General features: G+C 40.8%; 15 protein-coding genes. 11 read left to right on the plus strand and 4 right to left on the minus strand.

Going from position 1 to position 17,128, the window contains the following annotated elements; all coding sequences use genetic code 11:
• The first annotated feature begins 53 nt into the window (after positions 1-53).
• The 4 genes from devC to VF06_RS04950 all read left to right on the plus strand — a co-directional run bounded on the left by devC (position 54) and on the right by VF06_RS04950 (position 4,663).
• On the plus strand, positions 54-1,226 hold the full coding sequence (gene devC / locus VF06_RS04935; protein ID WP_099066213.1) for an ABC transporter permease DevC: 1,173 nt from the start codon (positions 54-56) through the stop codon (positions 1,224-1,226).
• A 312-nt stretch (positions 1,227-1,538) separates the two neighbouring features.
• Positions 1,539-2,237: a DevA family ABC transporter ATP-binding protein gene (locus VF06_RS04940; RefSeq protein WP_099066230.1), complete on the plus strand. Its 699-nt coding sequence runs from the start codon at positions 1,539-1,541 to the stop codon at positions 2,235-2,237.
• Positions 2,238-3,068: 831 nt separating this feature from the next.
• Complete coding sequence (locus VF06_RS04945) at positions 3,069-4,004, plus strand: M23 family metallopeptidase (RefSeq protein WP_099066212.1); 936 nt, start codon at positions 3,069-3,071, stop codon at positions 4,002-4,004.
• Positions 4,005-4,123: 119 nt separating this feature from the next.
• The gene (locus tag VF06_RS04950; RefSeq protein ID WP_099066211.1) at positions 4,124-4,663 is read left to right on the plus strand and encodes a late competence development ComFB family protein; all 540 of its coding nucleotides are present in this window, start codon (positions 4,124-4,126) and stop codon (positions 4,661-4,663) included.
• A 127-nt stretch (positions 4,664-4,790) separates the two neighbouring features.
• Here VF06_RS04950 and VF06_RS43480 read toward each other — a convergent pair whose 3' ends face one another.
• Entirely contained in the window at positions 4,791-5,420 is a 630-nt protein-coding gene (locus VF06_RS43480; protein WP_438502234.1) for a L,D-transpeptidase, read from the minus strand.
• Positions 5,421-6,053: 633 nt separating this feature from the next.
• Here VF06_RS43480 and VF06_RS04960 point away from each other — a divergent pair.
• From VF06_RS04960 to VF06_RS04970, 3 genes are all read left to right on the plus strand, one after another.
• On the plus strand, positions 6,054-6,248 hold the full coding sequence (locus VF06_RS04960; protein ID WP_099066210.1) for a QAALIT motif small membrane protein: 195 nt from the start codon (positions 6,054-6,056) through the stop codon (positions 6,246-6,248).
• A 368-nt stretch (positions 6,249-6,616) separates the two neighbouring features.
• On the plus strand, positions 6,617-7,273 hold the full coding sequence (sigG, locus tag VF06_RS04965) for an RNA polymerase sigma factor SigG (protein ID WP_096539842.1): 657 nt from the start codon (positions 6,617-6,619) through the stop codon (positions 7,271-7,273).
• Positions 7,274-7,430: 157 nt separating this feature from the next.
• The gene (locus VF06_RS04970; protein ID WP_099066209.1) at positions 7,431-8,048 is read left to right on the plus strand and encodes an anti-sigma factor SapG; all 618 of its coding nucleotides are present in this window, start codon (positions 7,431-7,433) and stop codon (positions 8,046-8,048) included.
• 28 nt (positions 8,049-8,076) lie between these two features.
• On the opposite strand, the gene VF06_RS04975 is transcribed toward VF06_RS04970, so the two are convergent.
• Positions 8,077-8,517: a gamma-glutamylcyclotransferase family protein gene (locus VF06_RS04975; RefSeq protein ID WP_099066208.1), complete on the minus strand. Its 441-nt coding sequence runs from the start codon at positions 8,515-8,517 to the stop codon at positions 8,077-8,079.
• An 85-nt stretch (positions 8,518-8,602) separates the two neighbouring features.
• Here VF06_RS04975 and leuS point away from each other — a divergent pair, with 85 nt between their 5' ends.
• Positions 8,603-11,224, plus strand: a complete 2,622-nt coding sequence (leuS, locus tag VF06_RS04980) for a leucine--tRNA ligase (RefSeq protein ID WP_099066229.1) — start codon at positions 8,603-8,605, stop codon at positions 11,222-11,224.
• Between the two features lie 130 nt (positions 11,225-11,354).
• Here the strand turns inward: leuS and VF06_RS04985 are convergent, their stop codons facing one another.
• Together VF06_RS04985 and VF06_RS04990 are read right to left on the minus strand one after the other, a co-directional pair.
• A complete protein-coding gene (locus VF06_RS04985; protein WP_099066207.1) occupies positions 11,355-12,101 on the minus strand; it encodes a DUF561 domain-containing protein in 747 nt (248 codons plus the stop codon).
• A 261-nt stretch (positions 12,102-12,362) separates the two neighbouring features.
• Positions 12,363-13,922, minus strand: a complete 1,560-nt coding sequence (locus tag VF06_RS04990) for a glycosyltransferase family protein (RefSeq protein ID WP_099076763.1) — start codon at positions 13,920-13,922, stop codon at positions 12,363-12,365.
• A 401-nt stretch (positions 13,923-14,323) separates the two neighbouring features.
• Between VF06_RS04990 and VF06_RS04995 the strand changes: the two genes are divergently transcribed.
• The 3 genes from VF06_RS04995 (at position 14,324) to VF06_RS05005 (ending at position 17,105) form a co-directional block, all read left to right on the plus strand.
• Positions 14,324-14,905 (plus strand): protein-tyrosine phosphatase family protein, encoded by a 582-nt coding sequence (locus VF06_RS04995; RefSeq protein WP_244918042.1) that lies wholly within the window; start codon positions 14,324-14,326, stop codon positions 14,903-14,905.
• A gap of 370 nt (positions 14,906-15,275) precedes the next feature.
• A complete protein-coding gene (locus VF06_RS05000) occupies positions 15,276-15,971 on the plus strand; it encodes an SAM-dependent methyltransferase (RefSeq protein ID WP_099066205.1) in 696 nt (231 codons plus the stop codon).
• A gap of 213 nt (positions 15,972-16,184) precedes the next feature.
• The gene (locus tag VF06_RS05005; protein ID WP_099066227.1) at positions 16,185-17,105 is read left to right on the plus strand and encodes a histone deacetylase family protein; all 921 of its coding nucleotides are present in this window, start codon (positions 16,185-16,187) and stop codon (positions 17,103-17,105) included.
• Positions 17,106-17,128: the final 23 nt, after the last annotated feature.

Genomic DNA, 17,128 nt, shown 5'->3' on the forward strand with positions numbered 1-17,128 from the left:
CCATCTCCCCCATCTCCCAGTCCCTAATCCCCACTCCCCACTCACTCCAAACTATGGGATTGATTGAACAATTGCGACGGCGAACTCCTCTTGGATGGCTACAACTGAGTCATGAAAAAAGTCGTCTGTTGGTGGCATTGTTAGGCATTGCTTTTGCGGATCTTCTGATGTTTATGCAGCTGGGTTTTCAGACTGCGTTGTATGACAGTAACACCAGACTACATCGCAGTTTGCAAGCAGACATTGTTTTAATTAGTCCCCAAGCCCGTAACTTGCCTAGTTTATCTACCTTTTCTCGGCGGCGACTTTACCAAGCAATGGATATACCAGGGGTAAATTCGGCAGAACCAGTGTATTTAAATAACACAATCTGGAAAAATCCTTTAACACGCCGTGAGACTGGGGTGTTGGTTATTGGCTTTAATCCAGACAAGCCAGCTTTTGACTTACCAGATGTTAATCGGCAATTGGAGGCAATCAAGCTGCCTGGTGCGGCGTTGTTTGACCGTGGTGCTAGAGGAGATTATCAACAAGCGATCGCTCAAATTGAGGAAGGTAAAATCGTAACTGCGGAAATAGAACGCCGCACAGTTATCATTAGCGGTTTATTCCAAGTCGGGGCTTCCTTTGGTGCTGAAGGTAACTTAATTACGAGCGATCGAGGTTTTTTGCGGCTATTTTCTGGGCGACAGTCTAGCAGCGTCAGTTTAGGGTTGATTAAGGTCAAACCTGGCTATGACCCGAAAAAAGTCGCAGCAATGCTCAAAGCCTACCTCAGAAATGATGTCAGAGTCTTAACCCACAAAGAATTTATTGAATTTGAAAATAATTTTTGGAGAACAAATTCCCCAATTGGATTTATTTTCAACCTTGGTGTATCGATGGGTTTCGTGGTGGGCATAATTATTGTTTATCAAGTCCTCTCCACTGATGTTAATGCCCACGTCCGAGAATACGCCACCTTCAAAGCAATGGGATATCGCAATTATTACTTGCTAGGTGTGGTGTTTGAAGAATCTTTAATATTAGCAGTACTAGGTTTTTTTCCCGGATTGGCAGTATCCTTAGGACTTTACCAACTAACTCGCAAAGTTACAAATTTGCCTATGTACATAACAGTATTTCGGGCATTACAAGTATTACTGCTAACTATAATTATGTGCGTAATTTCGGGTGCGATCGCCACGCGCAAACTCCAAGCCACCGACCCCGCTGATATGTTTTAAAAAATGGGCATGGGGTATGAAGAGGATGAGGGAGATAAGGAGGTAGGGAGCAGCCCAATACTGGTCGGTTAAGGATTTTAAACTGGAATTTGGTTTGGGGAAAAGGTGAGCCAGCGCGGTCTTGGGGGTTTCCCCCATGAGCGACTGGCGAACCCCGAAGGGGTTAAAGGGTAAGGGTTAAAGGTTTTTTCTTTCCCTTTTCCCCTTTCCCTTTCCCCCAAAACCCGACAAGTATTGGGGAGCGGCCCCCCTGCTTCTTCCCAATGCCCCCATGCCCCATGCCCTATGCCCAATCCAAAATCCAAAATTGATATGCTCCCCGTCATCTCCATCCAAAATCTCGACCACTACTTTGGTCATAGCTCACTTCGCAAGCAAGTTTTATCTCATATCAACTTAGAGATTAACGCCGGTGAAATTGTAATCATGACCGGGCCATCTGGTTCTGGAAAAACTACTCTGCTAACCTTAGTGGGTGGCTTGCGTTCTACCCAATCTGGTAGTTTGCAGGTGTTGGGGCAAGAACTTTGTGGTGCTAGCGCCCAAGAATTAGTGCAGGTACGACGCCATAACGGCTACATTTTCCAAGCACATAATTTGCATCGCAGTTTGACAGCATTGCAAAACGTGAAAATGGCTTTGGAATTGCATAAACATATTGGATTAAAAAATATGCGAACTCGCTCAGCCCAGATGCTAGAGCAAGTAGGATTGGGCAAGCACTTGCATTACTATCCCGATCAACTCTCTGGGGGACAAAAACAAAGAGTAGCCATCGCCCGCGCCTTAGTCAGTCATCCCCAAATTATCCTAGCCGATGAACCCACCGCCGCCCTTGACAGTCAATCGGGAAGAGACGTGGTTAACCTTATGCAAAAATTGGCAAAAGAACAAGGCTGTAGCATTTTGATGGTTACTCATGACAACCGCATTCTAGATATTGCCGATCGCATAGTTCGTATGGAAGATGGTAAACTCGACTCGAAATTACAACTATCAGCCTGGAGCTAATCACCTTAGCACTTACGCATGGTACAAAAATTAAGGGTTTTGGCTGGGCATCGGCCAACAAGAGTGCAAAAAGCAATTGATTGCACTCTTACTCCATGAGCTGCGCTCACAAGGAACAATAAAAATCAATCTTCTCATGCCCAATGCCCTGTTTGGCCAATGCCCAATGCCCTATTTTTAAGTATGGTCTATTGTTGAACCTGAGTACTCATAAGTAAAGATATATCAGTAATTTTACTTAAGTTATTAATATTTTCCCAATACACAAAAAATCTGTTATCACTATGTAAATGGAGATTAGAATTTACACAATAAATTGAACTAGCTTTGTGTAAAATCCTAATCGCGTTAATTTTTTGGATGGTTTCTGGTACTTTTACTGTGATTTAGCTGATTTTGCTCATTTCCTTAGAGCAACTTTGACCTGAAAGTTAGTATTTAGTGTCCAGTTGAAGAAGTGTCCAGTTGATTAGCAGATTTTATTCAAGTACCATTATGTAGTGACTTTAACCATAAAAAGTTTCTTTTGTTGCTTAACAAATGATTCCTATGGCAAGCCACTAAAGCAGTTTTAGCATCAAGCAAGTGGAATTTTACCAACAATTACAATGTCATACACCTTAGTTATTACAATTAATATAAATTTACAAATTAAGCTGACAAATTATTTTCCGTTACCAAGTTTTGGCTGTTGACTTAATTTCCATAAATGCCTAGAGTATTTGCCAAACAAAATTTATGGCTTTCAACAACATCCGCTGTCAAAAGAAAATCCTAGTAGTAATAAACTAGTTTATTTTCCCACACAAGCAAAGGATTTATGGTAGCTCTATGATTACTAAGAATCGTACTAGCAATTCAAATAAAAATTTGCTCAGCTTGAATGTCAAAAAATTGACGAATAATGACCCTGGAATAAATTTGCTCAAGGGAATTTTTGCTGTTCTCTCCATTACCTGGGCGTTGCCTGTAGATGCTTTGCAAGTAAAAGTGACTCCAACTAATCCTAAATTAGGGGATACACTTTCAGTGGAAATTAATTTAGATAATCCGGAGAATGGTATAAATCCAGCAGTAACTATTGGCAAAAATACGTACCCAGCCTTTGAAATTGCACCGAATCAGTATCGAGCTTTTGTTCCTACAACTCCCTTGGAAAAAGCTGGAACTAGATCGCTTCAGGTGACAGGAGATGGTCAGGTGCAAAACTTGGCTGTGAATGTGCAAAATCGCAAGTTCCCCATACAACGGATTAATTTGCCACCAGGCAAAGCTGGAGTGGAAGCTACAGAGTATGAACTTAAACGCGTAGCAGCTTTTAAAGCATTACAAACACCAGAAAAATATTGGAATGGAGTATTTCTGAGGCCAAATGCAGGGCGGATGAGTACAACCTATGGTGTACGTCGCTACTATAATGGTAAATTTGCAGAGGACTACTATCATCGTGGCCTTGACTACGCTGGTGCTGCCGGTTCAGCCGTAATTGCTCCAGCCGCTGGGCGAGTTGCTTTGGTAGGTAGGGTATCCCAAGGATTTCGGGTTCACGGTAACGTAGTTGGCATTGACCACGGCCAGGGAGTAAGTAGTATTTTCATGCACCTCAGTCGTATTAACGTTAAAGAAGGTGATTTTGTCAAAGCTGGTCAACTCATCGGCGCAGTAGGCTCGACGGGTGCTTCTACTGGGCCACATTTGCACTGGGGTTTATATGTCAACGGGTTATCTGTCGATCCAACACCTTGGCGCACTAAGGTTGTGAAATAGTAGAGGCGGAATTAATTGCGTCTGTGTATAATTTGGATATTTTTGCCCAAAGTAGGCAAAATCAATTGAATTGATACCGTCCCTACCTTCCTTGGCTAACATAAATGATGATAAGCGTTATGAGTATTGAAAAAATTGTAGAACAAGCTCTCCAGGATGGTTATTTGACACCAGCAATGGAAGCAGAAGTCGGTAGAATTTGTGACAACGCTTCGGAACTCTCTATAGAAGAGTATATGGCGCTCGATCGCCTAATGGGTGCGCTATTAACTGGTGAGGTAGTGGCGGTACCTCGAAAACAATTCATTAACGTCATGGAAGAATTGGTACTTACAGAAGCGATCGCCAGAGTCGCTGAAATTGAGGCCACTAGTGAAAGTTCCCTAGATGTTGGTGATATTGCAGCCTACGCTCTCAATCGGCTACCACCGTTGTATGCAACTACAGAAGAAGGCGCTAACTATCAGCGCCAACGCGCTCAAGCAGAACTGCAAGAACTCATTTCTCAGCAAGTGAATGAAGCGATCGGTCGTTACCTAGATCGGCCTAATTTCTTCCCAGAACGGCAAGCCTTGGGTAAAAGTACTGGTAATGAAGTTCTCGACCAAGTTGGCGCTTTACTTAGACAATATGCGCCTAATTTTGAGCAAAAATTATAAATTTAAGGATATTGGGCATTGGGCATGAGGCATGAGATGAGGGAGACAACGGAGAAAGATTGCTAGCCTTCCTTGTCTCCCTTGTCTCCCTTTTCCCCTTGTCTTCTTCCCATCCCCAATGCCCGATTCATTCACGCACTACCACAGTTGTTCCTAAACCCACTTGCTCGTATAACAATCTGACATCAGAATTACGCATTCTCAAGCAACCGTGAGATACAGCCGTTCCTAGCAGGTCAACATCTGGTGTACCATGAAAGCCAATTTCATTCCGTCCATCTGACCAAAAGCCAATCCATCTGTCTCCCAAAGGGCTATTTGTACCTGCCTCAAATACTTTACCTGTAATCGGGTGACGCCACACTGGAAAGTGTCGCATATGCATGACTTTAAAAGAACCCGTCGGTGTTTCCCAACCTTTTTTACCTATAGCTATTGGATAGCTAGCTATTACATCATCTCCTACGTATACGTAGGTACGGTGATCGCTTAAATCAACCACCACTTTGGTTTTACCAGATATTATTTTATTAGTTGGTACTTGTTGGGCTGAAGCTTGAGGCCATAAAGCTTTAGGCCAACTGTCCACAATTGGATTTTGTTTTTCTGCTTGTACCACTACCCTTGTCTGAGTAGGGGTTTGTACAGGATTAGCTATATTTTCCTTAATTTTGGGCGGTTGAGTTTGAGGCGGCGTCGTAGGAGATTTTAACTGAGAAACTTTTGGCTTAATTGCTTTAGCTAAATTTTTCTTAATTTTTTTCGACTTAGTTTGAGCTTTGAGCTTAGCAGACTGATTAATTGTCGCTTTAGCTACATTCTTTTTAATTTTTTTCGACTGAGAACTAGACCCAACAGCTGAAGACTTTGATGTTGACTTTTTCTCAACAGTTGAGCCTTGGGTGTTTTCCACAGGAGGTACGGATGCACCTAGCGCAACTTGTCCTAAACTCACCTGTGAGAAATTCTTATAGGCTTCCTCTGGGCGGCTTTCTTGAGAGTTATTTAGGCTAGAACCTTGCCGCATCGAAGTAGATGCAGACTTTTCAAACTGCCGTTGTGCTGTAGTAATGCGCCAATGCACAGCTAAAGACAAAAATGCTGTGCCAAAACAAAGCAACATTACCATACGCCCTACAGATTCATTTTTTACCATTGCTATTGCCTATTGTTTATCCCTGACGTATCCAACTGAAGAATTAGATGGGTTCATTATCCGATCGCTAAAAATTTATCAATACTTATCACTTCTGATATAAATCTGCCAACATCTCTGGGCAAACTAAGGCCATACGCGTCCCAACAGCAAAAATCCAACAGAGGAATCTCATTCCTCCAAACTTCAGGAGGCCGTAAGCCTCTAGTCGGACTTTGTTGTGCAACTTTGGAAATGCAGCAATCAATTATTAATGGTGTGGGTGGGAGAAAAATTATGTTTGAAAAATTATTGCTGGCAGTCACGATTACATTTTCCCTCAATTTCTTTTTTCAAGTTCACTTACCAGAACAAAATAGCACTGGTGCTAGTTACGGGGTACAACCAGAACAATCAGCAACTATTCTGGTAAGAAAATCAAAAAAATAAACTACCATTATTACCACCAAAGCAACCCAACTTCTAGAAATTATTGCCTAAATTTTTAAGGTATCAAGAAGTTAGAATTACAAAATTTCCATCTTCATCCTTATAACCAAATTTAATTATCTCGATCAAGCGTATATACCCAGTTGCTAAAAGTAACAAAATGTGCGTATATCAGATGCCTTTGTTAGCTGATGGGTAAAACAGAAACATCCAAGTAGTATAAGGAGAAACAGGTTCTTTTGACTGCTATTAATTTAGCCAAACTTGTGTGCCTCAGTGTTCCAGTCATAAATCCGTCACCTTAGCAAGGAACTTGTGTCGTATTAGCAGGTCTAATAGAAAGGGATGATTTAGAGCCAGTACGATCTATGAGTCAGTCGATTACTGTATCCTGGTCAACTGTTGATGCAAAGTATCCAGAAGCATCAGTGCAAGTTGACAAACTTCCTAACCACGATTTAATTTTGCGTTGTCAAGCTGGACTGCGCCCGGATCGTGCTGCGTTTGCGGAACTATTGCGCCGCTATCAAACCCAAGTAGATAGGGTTTTGTACCATTTAGCTCCAGATTGGCCTGACAGAGCTGATTTGGCTCAAGAAGTTTGGATTCGAGTGTATCGGAATATTAACCGCTTACAAGAGCCTGCTAAATTCCGCGGCTGGTTAAGCCGCATCGCGACTAATTTATTTTACGATGAGTTGCGGAAACGCAAGCGGATTGTGAGTCCTTTGTCACTCGATGCTCCCCGTTCAGTAGAGGATGGCGAGATGGATTGGGAAATTGCTGGTGATACCCCAGGGCCTGAAGAGGAACTGACAACTAGAGAGTTTTACGAACAATTACGGGAAGCGATCGCGGATTTACCAGAGGTATTTCGTACTACTATCGTCCTGAGAGAAATTGAAGGCATGGCATACGAAGAAATTGCTGAAATTACTGGAGTTTCCTTGGGAACTGTCAAATCAAGAATCGCCAGAGCCAGATCCAGATTGCAAGCTCAGTTACAAAACTATCTAGATTCCTAATTTACAGTATTTTGCTTCTGTCAAATGGCAGAATTTAAGCAATGATTAATAATTGCTCCAAAGATGTAGATTACTTCCGCCGTTAGGAGGAAAATTGAGTAATTTTTCCGAATTATCGGTTCCCTTTACCCGTGTATGAATTGGTAATAATGTTAAGATGACTACTGATTCTCAGTTTGATGATCGTTCCCACTTACAACTTCCTGAAGATTTGTCAGATGGAATGGTTGAGTATACCAATGAATCAACGGGTTTTATGGATATGGTGAAGCGCGATCGCTTCGAGTTATTAAGTGCTTATCTCGATGGTGAAGTCACAGCTGCCGAACGCAGGCAAGTAGAAGAATGGCTGGCCAAAGATCCTTCAGTTCAATGCTTGTATGCCCGACTGTTAAAGCTGAGGCAAGGCTTACGAACTATGCCAGTGCCCACAGCCCAACAGTCGCCAGAAGTAACAGCCGAACAAGTATTGACACGTTTGCGCCGACGTTCTCGTTTTAACTGGATGGTTGGAAGTGCAGCCGCCGCCGCTTGTCTAATTGGTGCAGTGTCTGGCTTAGTACCCGGCAGTGGTTCGAGAACACCGCAACTGGCACAACGACCACAAATACAGCCAGTACAAACATCCTCTGCATCTGTAGTACCTCCTTCTTCGCTAATGGTGGGATTAAACAACCCGGTAATTGAAATTCCCAAAGCAGCAGTAGCTTCTCCAGAAAATTCAATTTATCAGGTACCGCCACAACGCCGGGATTCCACAGATGACATAAATTAATTAATCACAAACTTAATAGATAATAACTTTATTTTCGAGTTATACCAGAGCCAGTCCACCAACCGTCGGGTTGGTGGATGCCTGCGAACTGGTCAACTCGCTCTAAACTCATTAAGTAAACCCAAGCCCAACCGAGAGAAAGCCACTCTCCCTGATAAACCTCGATAGTTTTTCGGCTGTAAAGGTTTTCTGAATCTTGTCTAGCAGGGTGGTAATCCTCTAACACATCTAACTGCTTTAAAATCCCTGAGTTGGTAAAAGAAAGTAAATATCCGTGGACTTGGTTATCTCCTGGCGTCATGGCTGGATAGCCCATTGGCAAAGCAAACAATTCGCCTTTGACAAAAGCTTTTTTGGCATCTACAACTTTGCCAGCACAAAATCTTTTATAGTTAGCTTCACCTGGTTTGAGAGTGCCGTAAACAAAAACCTGCACCAAATCAGAAAATTTTATATTTGATTCCAACATCGCCTATTTTCAGCATCTGATTTCTTTGCCTACCATCTACAATATGGAGGCATATACGATAACAGATATAGTAGGAGATTTTTTGGTGGATTCCCGATACAACCCCGCAGCGATTGAGGAAAAATGGCAAAAAACATGGACAGAACTGGGCTTAGACCGAACACCGACAGCTAGCAACAAGCCAAAATTCTACGCTTTGTCCATGTTTCCCTATCCATCGGGCAGCTTACACATGGGTCACGTCCGTAATTATACGATTACTGACGTAATTGCCCGCCTCAAGCGAATGCAAGGGTATCGGGTAATACACCCAATGGGTTGGGATGCCTTTGGTTTGCCAGCAGAAAACGCCGCCATTGACCGTGGTGTACCGCCAGCAAAATGGACTTATCAAAATATTACGCAGATGCGGCAACAATTACAGCGTCTTGGTTTGTCCATTGACTGGGAGTGCGAACTAGCCACCTGTTCGCCAGATTATTACAAGTGGACGCAATGGATTTTCTTGCAGTTTTTACAAGCGGGTTTAGCTTACCAAAAAGAAGCGGCGGTAAACTGGGATCCCATTGACCAGACTGTACTGGCAAACGAACAAGTCGATAATGAAGGACGTTCTTGGCGCAGTGGGGCAATAGTTGAACGTAAATTGTTGCGACAGTGGTTTTTTAAAATTACTGACTATGCCGAAGAATTACTCAAGGATTTGGATAAGTTGACTGGTTGGCCGGAACGCGTGAAATTAATGCAGGCTAACTGGATTGGCAAATCCACAGGTGCTTACTTGGAATTTCCCATTGTTGGCTTAGATGAAAAAATTGCTGTCTATACCACACGCCCAGATACCGTTTTTGGCGTGAGCTACGTGGTGTTAGCACCAGAACATCCTTTAACAAAGCGCGTCACCACCAAAGAACAACAAGCAACGGTAGAAGGGTTTATTAAAGAGATTTCTAATCAAAGCGAGTTGGAACGTACTGCTGAAGATAAACCTAAGCGGGGTGTCCCGACTGGCGGTAAGGCAATTAACCCATTTACAGGGGAAGAAGTACCCATTTGGATTGCTGACTACGTACTGTATGAGTATGGTACTGGGGCAGTCATGGGTGTACCGGCACACGATGTCCGGGATTTTAAGTTTGCCCAAAGCTATGATTTGCCCATTGATTTTGTCATTGCTTCGCCAGATGATGTTGCAGGTTTTGACTTAACTCCCACATCAGAGACGGATGAAGTTACACAACTCGTGCAAATTGAATATAACCAGGCATACACTGAACCAGGAATTTTAATTAATTCCGGTGCTTTTACTGGTATGGCTTCCACAGAGGCTAAACAGGCGATGGTGGAATATGCCGAACAACAAGGTTTCGGAAAAGCGCGGGTGCAATATCGACTGCGTGATTGGTTGATTTCCCGCCAGCGATACTGGGGGGCACCAATACCTGTAATTCACTGTCCCAATTGTGGGATAGTACCAGTGCCCGACAAAGATTTGCCAGTACAGTTACCAGAAGAAGTGGAATTTACTGGACGTGGTGGTTCACCTTTGGCGCAATTGGAAAGCTGGGTAAATGTGCCATGTCCTACTTGTGGCACTCCAGCGAAGCGGGAAACTGACACGATGGATACTTTTATTGATTCCTCGTGGTATTTCTTGCGTTTTCCAGATGCTAAGAACGAACAACATGTTTTTGATTCCAGTAAAATCAATGACTGGATGCCAGTGGATCAGTACGTAGGTGGAATCGAACACGCAATTTTACATTTGTTGTATTCGCGGTTCTTTACTAAGGTACTGCGGGATAGAGGTTTGTTGAATTTTGACGAACCCTTTCAACGTCTGTTAACACAAGGCATGGTGCAGGGTTTAACTTACATGAATCCTAAAAAGGGTGGTAAAGATAAGTGGATTCCTTCTAATTTAGTGAATCCTGCTGACCCCCGCGACCCCCAGACGGGGGAACCACTGCAACGTCTCTACGCCACCATGTCTAAATCCAAGGGTAATGGTGTAGCCCCAGAAGATGTAATTTCCAAGTACGGTGTAGACACAGCGCGGATGTTCATTTTGTTCAAAGCGCCGCCAGAAAAAGATTTGGAATGGGATGAAGCCGATGTGGAAGGACAATTCCGCTTTTTAAATCGGGTTTGGCGTTTGGTGACAGATTATGTTGCTGCTGGAATATCTAATAAAAAAGCTGAAGTTTCTGATTTAAGTAAGCCTGAAAAGGAATTGCGGCGGGCAATTCATACCGCTATTCAAGCTGTAACGGAAGACGTGGAAGACGAATATCAATTCAATACAGCTGTTTCAGAATTGATGAAGTTGAGTAATGCTCTAACTGATGCCAGCTGCAAAAATTCACCAATTTATGCAGAAGGTATTCGGACTTTGGTGATTATGCTAGCGCCTTTTGCACCACACATTGCCGATGAATTATGGCATTTGTTGGGTGAAAGTGATTCAGTTCACACGCAAATTTGGCCATCATTTGACCTGGCTGCTTTGGTAGCTGATGAAATCACTTTAGTGATTCAAATTATGGGCAAAACTCGTGGTGCAATTCAAGTACCGTCACAAGCAGATAAAGCCGCCTTAGAGAAATACGCCCGTGAATCTGAAGTTGCCCAGCGTTACATCGAAGGTAAAGAAATTAAAAAGGTAATTGTGGTTCCTGGGAAGTTGGTAAATTTTGTAGTCAGCTAAAGGCATGGGGCATTGGGAGCAGGGGAGCTAGGGGAAAAGATTAAAGGGAAAAGGGAAAAGGAATAAATGTAATCTTTCCCCCTTACCTCTTTCCCTTTCCCCATGCCCTGTTTGCCCAATGCCCCATTCTTTACTTCTGACTCAACACTGTTGCAGTTGCCAAAGCTTCTACTAAGCCACGGACAGCAGCAATCATCGCTACTTCACTGTTGAGTTGGTTAATGGCTGAACCAACACCAACACCAGCAGCACCAGCGGCGATCGCTAATGGTGCAGTAACGCTAGAAATGCCTGAAGCACACAGTACTGGTACTCTCACGCTATGAGAAATTTCATAAGCTGCTGCCAAGGTGGGAGCAGCTTTTTCAATTAATCCTAAAGTTCCAGGGTGAACTGGGTTACTGCTAGTACCGCCTTCGGTTTGGATAATGTCTGCTCCAGCTTTTACTAATTCTTCTGCTAGTTGTACTTGTCTATCTAGTTCGAGGATATGGGGAACGGTAACAGATAAGGTAATTTCTGGCAGCAGGGCACGGGTTTGCTGAGTCAAGGCTAGTACTTCCTCAGCCTCGAAACGGCGTCCTTGAGCATAGAATGAATCGAAATTCCCGATTTCAATTAAATCAGCACCAGCAGCCACAGCTTGCACAAATTTCTCTGGTTCTACTGCTGAAACACAAATCGGTAAATTTGTCAAACTTTTAGCTAGCTGGACTAAGCTGGAATCGGCGGCAATATCGACGAAAGTGGCACCACCAAATTCAGCAGCTTTGACAATAGCGGCAACGCTGGCGGCGTCAAAGTTATTTAAGCCGCTGATTACTTTGAGAACGCGGCGGTTAGCAAATGCACGTTGGAGTGTAGAATGCATCGTCATGATTCGGCTTTGAAGCTACAAAAATTAGGTATATTCTACCGTTCATTAGTTGAGAAAGAGCCTAATACCAATTCAAAATTAAGAAAGCTGACATAATAAGGGTTTTGCAGTCTGTATCTGCTGCATTTTTTTAATTAGTATAAACTACTACAGTATTTACTAACTTTTGATACCTTCTATACCAAAGTACGCCCACACTTTTGCTGAATATACTGCTTAAGCAAATAACTTTTGACAGATTTTTTAATTCAAACAGCAGTCCTACATATCTAAAAAATTTATTTTTTTAGATATATCAGAGGGTACAAGAGTAAATGATGGAATACTTTTTTGAATTACTAGATTAACATCATCATATTCATTATTTTCTTTGAAGAACCTGATGACTTCTTTTTTCTTCCAACCTTGGATATAAAATATAAAAGTATTTTTTTCATTTTGAACTTCCAGTAAGTCTATAGTTTTTGTTGGTTGAGCTTTGAAAATTTTACTTAATTGATGACGTTTAATTTGAGTATCTGTCAATAACGATGTTTTTAGAGGTTTAACTCTAACTTTGCTAGATAAAAGTTGCATTTCTACTACTACAGGGACAGAATCAGCAACGACAAAAATTCGCTGAACTCTAGACGGTAAATCCTGGAGATTTTTAGCGAGTCTTTTATTGTCTTCTGTTTGAGTTGACCAGTAGGGATAAGGAACTGAATAAGAAACTCTATAACTCACAAAAACTATACAAATAAAAACTAAAGCCAAGGCAATACTTATAATTTTTTGATTTCGCCAAACAGAGAATATTTTTTTCAATACAGATTGCAACAATATTGCAATACCAATTGCTAAAACCGGAGAAACATAGATAAAATGACGGGCTGGATAATAGTTCGGTAGCCAAAAAATATAATTAACAAGTAGCGTCGGAAAGATAAATAATACAGTTAAAGAGTCGCGTTTAATCCAAAGGTCAAACAAACTAATAAAGAAAATAAATATATACAATGGATTACAAGCTTGAATAAAAGCTTTCGTTCCTGATTTGAAATTTTGAATTGCTATATCGGGGCCATGATAAAAAATTAAATCTTCTAATATTCCATCACTCTGTATATTAATTTCTGGAAGTCGTGATTTGAAAGCCAAAAATATAATTATGGCGAAAAAAATATATAAACTAGAATAAGAAATAACTTTTGTGACAGAATAGCGTTCAAGAAGAAAGCAGCCTGGGATTAGTAAAAACATCAGTACTGCATCCAACCTAAACATTAAGCATAATGAAAAGGCAGAAATTATCAATATATCTAATATTATTAATTTCACTAAGCCAGCATTTGAAGATTTTACTTCTGAACGATATGCAATTAAGGCTAAACCGATAAACATGAATAGTACTGCTGGAATCATGGGATGTCCATACAGACTTGTACTCCACCAAACTGGAATCAATATCAGTAATAAATTTGCTAAGACTGCCGTGGTTAGTCCCCAATATCTTTTGACCAGATAAAAAATGGGAATAACTATGAAAATTGAACTTAAAGAATTTAGATAATTACTAATTGGGATAATTGTAGTAAAATTATTTTCAAAAAATGATCTAAAAATATTTATTAAAGCATAGTAGCCAAAAGAGATGTTGCGTCCATAAAGCAATGGACTACCTAATGGTTTACCAGATGTAACTGAGTCAATTATTCCCATGACCATTCTGAAACCATCCCTCTCGCCTAGTGTATCTCTGTAAGTGAAAGGTAGATAAGAGATACAGGATAAAATTAATAACAAAAGTATTGTTAAGTTCTGGTTTCGTTTGAATTGCATAATGGTAATCTCATTTAAGAATAATTATCACTTTGATTGAGCTTCAGGAAATATCTTGGTTAGAGAAGGCATCAGCTACTATGCATTTAAATTTTATATTTTGCATTCAAGTTGTCAAGAGTCCCAAATGAAAATTAAGCTTTCAACTCTTGAAAAAGCACAGGTATGTATTAAATAAGTAGGTTAACATTGAAAAACCTAAAATCGAGTCTTGACGATTACTACCTTTCTGCGGATAGATGGCTACAACACGTTTACGCTATATTGCGTTAAGATTTTAATGAAATTTTACGTTTAATTAGCATCAGTTACTGAATTATTTAGGCAAATTTACATGACGTATTTTATGGTTTGAAAGCTGGAGCATAAATCTTGATTTATCAATAAAAGCTAATTAGATAATGGCAGAAATGAAAAAAGCTGAAATACAACAGGTTAAAAAATACAAATTCTCTCCGGCTTGCGAGAATGAGCAAGTAGTATTTGGTGCTGCACGTCCCCAATATACTAATCAAATGGTTGAAGATTGGATAGAATTTATGAAAGGACAAGGTATCAAAAGAGTTTGTTGTCTTCTCCATGATGAACAATTAGCTTACTACTCCGATCTTCTGGGTGCATATAAACAGGAATTTGGTAGTCAGCTAGTTTGTTGGACACCGATCGCTGATTTTCATTTAGTTGATTTAGAAACCCTCACACAAAAAATAATTCCTTTTTTAATTGCAGCAGATAAACAAAATGAGAAAGTTGTTGTACACTGCTCTGGTGGAATTGGACGTACTGGACATGTATTAGCAGCATGGCTAGTTAGCGTCAGGGGATTATCAAATGAAGCTGCAATTAAGGCTGTGAAAAAAACAGGTAGAAATCCTTATGAAGCAGCGATCGCTGCTATATTCAAAGGTAAAAATCCTTTTAAAGTTGCAAAAGATATCGACATACTTTTAAATAATTGCCGCCTAGTACTGCGTGGTGAATAGTAGATAATCGTATGATTATAACCAAAGGTAAAATTATCAAACAGAATTCAGGAGTCAGGAGCCAGAATTCAGAATGAATTCTGTGCGAGTGGTGGATGAATAACTGGGTTTAAGACCCCCACCAAATTGTAGATTTGGTGGTCTTCTCCCAAGGGGAGACGCTACGCGAACAATCAGTCGCGGGTCTGAATCCCCGACTGATAGCGCAGCTAAGCCGTGTCCGCGTTCGCGTAGCGTCTCGTAGAGAGCGTCTTGATTCTGACTCCTGAATTCTGAATTCTGAATTCTTCTTCAATTTATTAATATGTATTTTAATGACGAATTGACAATTAGAAATTAGTATAATCAATCTAGTTACGAGGCAAACTCTATGGTCATGGTTTTAGATAAAGTAGTTCCCTTTGGAAGGTCAATGGATGAATATATCAAAATATTCAATTTAACAAAGTTAGATTTGAATAAAAGAATTATTGGGGTTGGGGATGGCCCAGCAAGCTTTAATGCTGAAATGGCACAACAGGGTAAAAATGTAGTTTCTATCGATCCCCTGTACCAATTTTCTGGCGATCAAATCCTGCAAAGATTTAATGAAGTAGTAGATAACATTATTAATCAAGTCAAGGCTACACCGAACGATTGGGTATGGAGCTATCATAAATCTCCAGATGACTTGCGACAAAATCGAGTGAAAGTAATTCAAGAATTTCTAGCTGATTATGATAGTGGTAAAAAGACCAACAGATACATATTTGGCGAATTGCCCAACTTTGCATATAATAATCAAGAATTTGACATAGCCCTTTGTTCGCATTTATTGTTTTTATATTCAGACCAACTAGATTATGATTTTCACTTAAATTCAGTAGGTGAAATGCTGCGTATTGCTCAAGAAATCAGAATATTTCCTCTGATAGATTTAATGTTAAAGCCTTCGCCACATTTAGAAAAAATAATCAAATATTATACTGATAAAGGTTATAAAATAAATATTGAAAAAGTTGAATATGAACTACAACCTGGTGGGAATAAAATGTTGAAGATAACTAAAGATGTAAATATAATTTAAAATCATAGAATTTGAAAATTCTACTAATAAAAACATAGAATTGTAATAATTAAATAATGTTAAAACTGCCTTTGATTGATGATTCGGCTGGATTATAAACTAATATTCATCAAAGAATCAGACCCCAATTCATGCTGACTTCTGACTCCTGAGTTCTGAATTCTTCCTAATAAAGATACAATGGCATTCAGTGTTGGTACCCCTTTTGACTTTATGCTACCAGTCATCTATTCCGACGAATTTTTAGATCACAAGACTGGAAAATACCATCCGGAAACACCAGAACGGTTGATAGCGATCGCTAATGCTCTAAAAGCAGCTACGTTTGCAGATAAAATTACATGGCGCGCCCCCACACCAGCACCAGAACAGCCGGAGTTAATGTCTTTATTAGTTGAGGCTCATAGCCCAGCCTACATCAAAAAACTCTCTTTCATTGCCTCTAGTGGCGGCGGCCCTTTGGATGGTGATACACCGATTTCGCCCCGCAGTTATGATGTGGCATTATTAGCGGTTAGTGCTTGGTTAGATGGAGTTGTAGCTGTACTAGAATCCAATAATCCGGCTTTTGTATTGGCGCGTCCACCAGGACACCACGCTGAAAGCGATGCAGGTATGGGATTTTGTTTATTTTCCAACGCCGCCATCGCCGCTTTTTTTGCTCTCAAACAACCCGGAATTAACCGTGTCGCCATCCTCGATTGGGATGTACATCACGGTAATGGTACTCAGTCCATCGTCGAAACTCATCAGCAAATTGCCTACTGTTCCCTCCATCAGTATCCATGTTATCCCGGTACTGGGAGAGCAACAGAACGGGGCTTTTATGATAATGTCTTGAATTTACCAGTACCCCCTGGTAGCGATATTACGGTGTATCAGCCATTATTTGAAAAAAAGGTAGTACCGTTTTTAACTAACTTTCAACCAGATTTATTGATTGTCAGTGCTGGTTATGATGCCAATGCGGCAGATCCTTTGGCAAGTATCAACTTGCAATCAGAAGATTATGGTTTATTCACCGATTATTGTCTGGCGCTAACTCGTAAAATTCTCTTTGGCTTAGAAGGTGGTTACGATTTTGATGCACTTTCTCAATCGGTTCTAGCAACTATCGAACGTTGTTTACTTTAACTGTGTCTCAAAAATCTTAATAT

The sequence above is a fragment of the Nostoc linckia z4 genome (genome assembly GCF_002608075.1).
GTDB classification, from domain to species: domain Bacteria; phylum Cyanobacteriota; class Cyanobacteriia; order Cyanobacteriales; family Nostocaceae; genus Nostoc; species Nostoc linckia.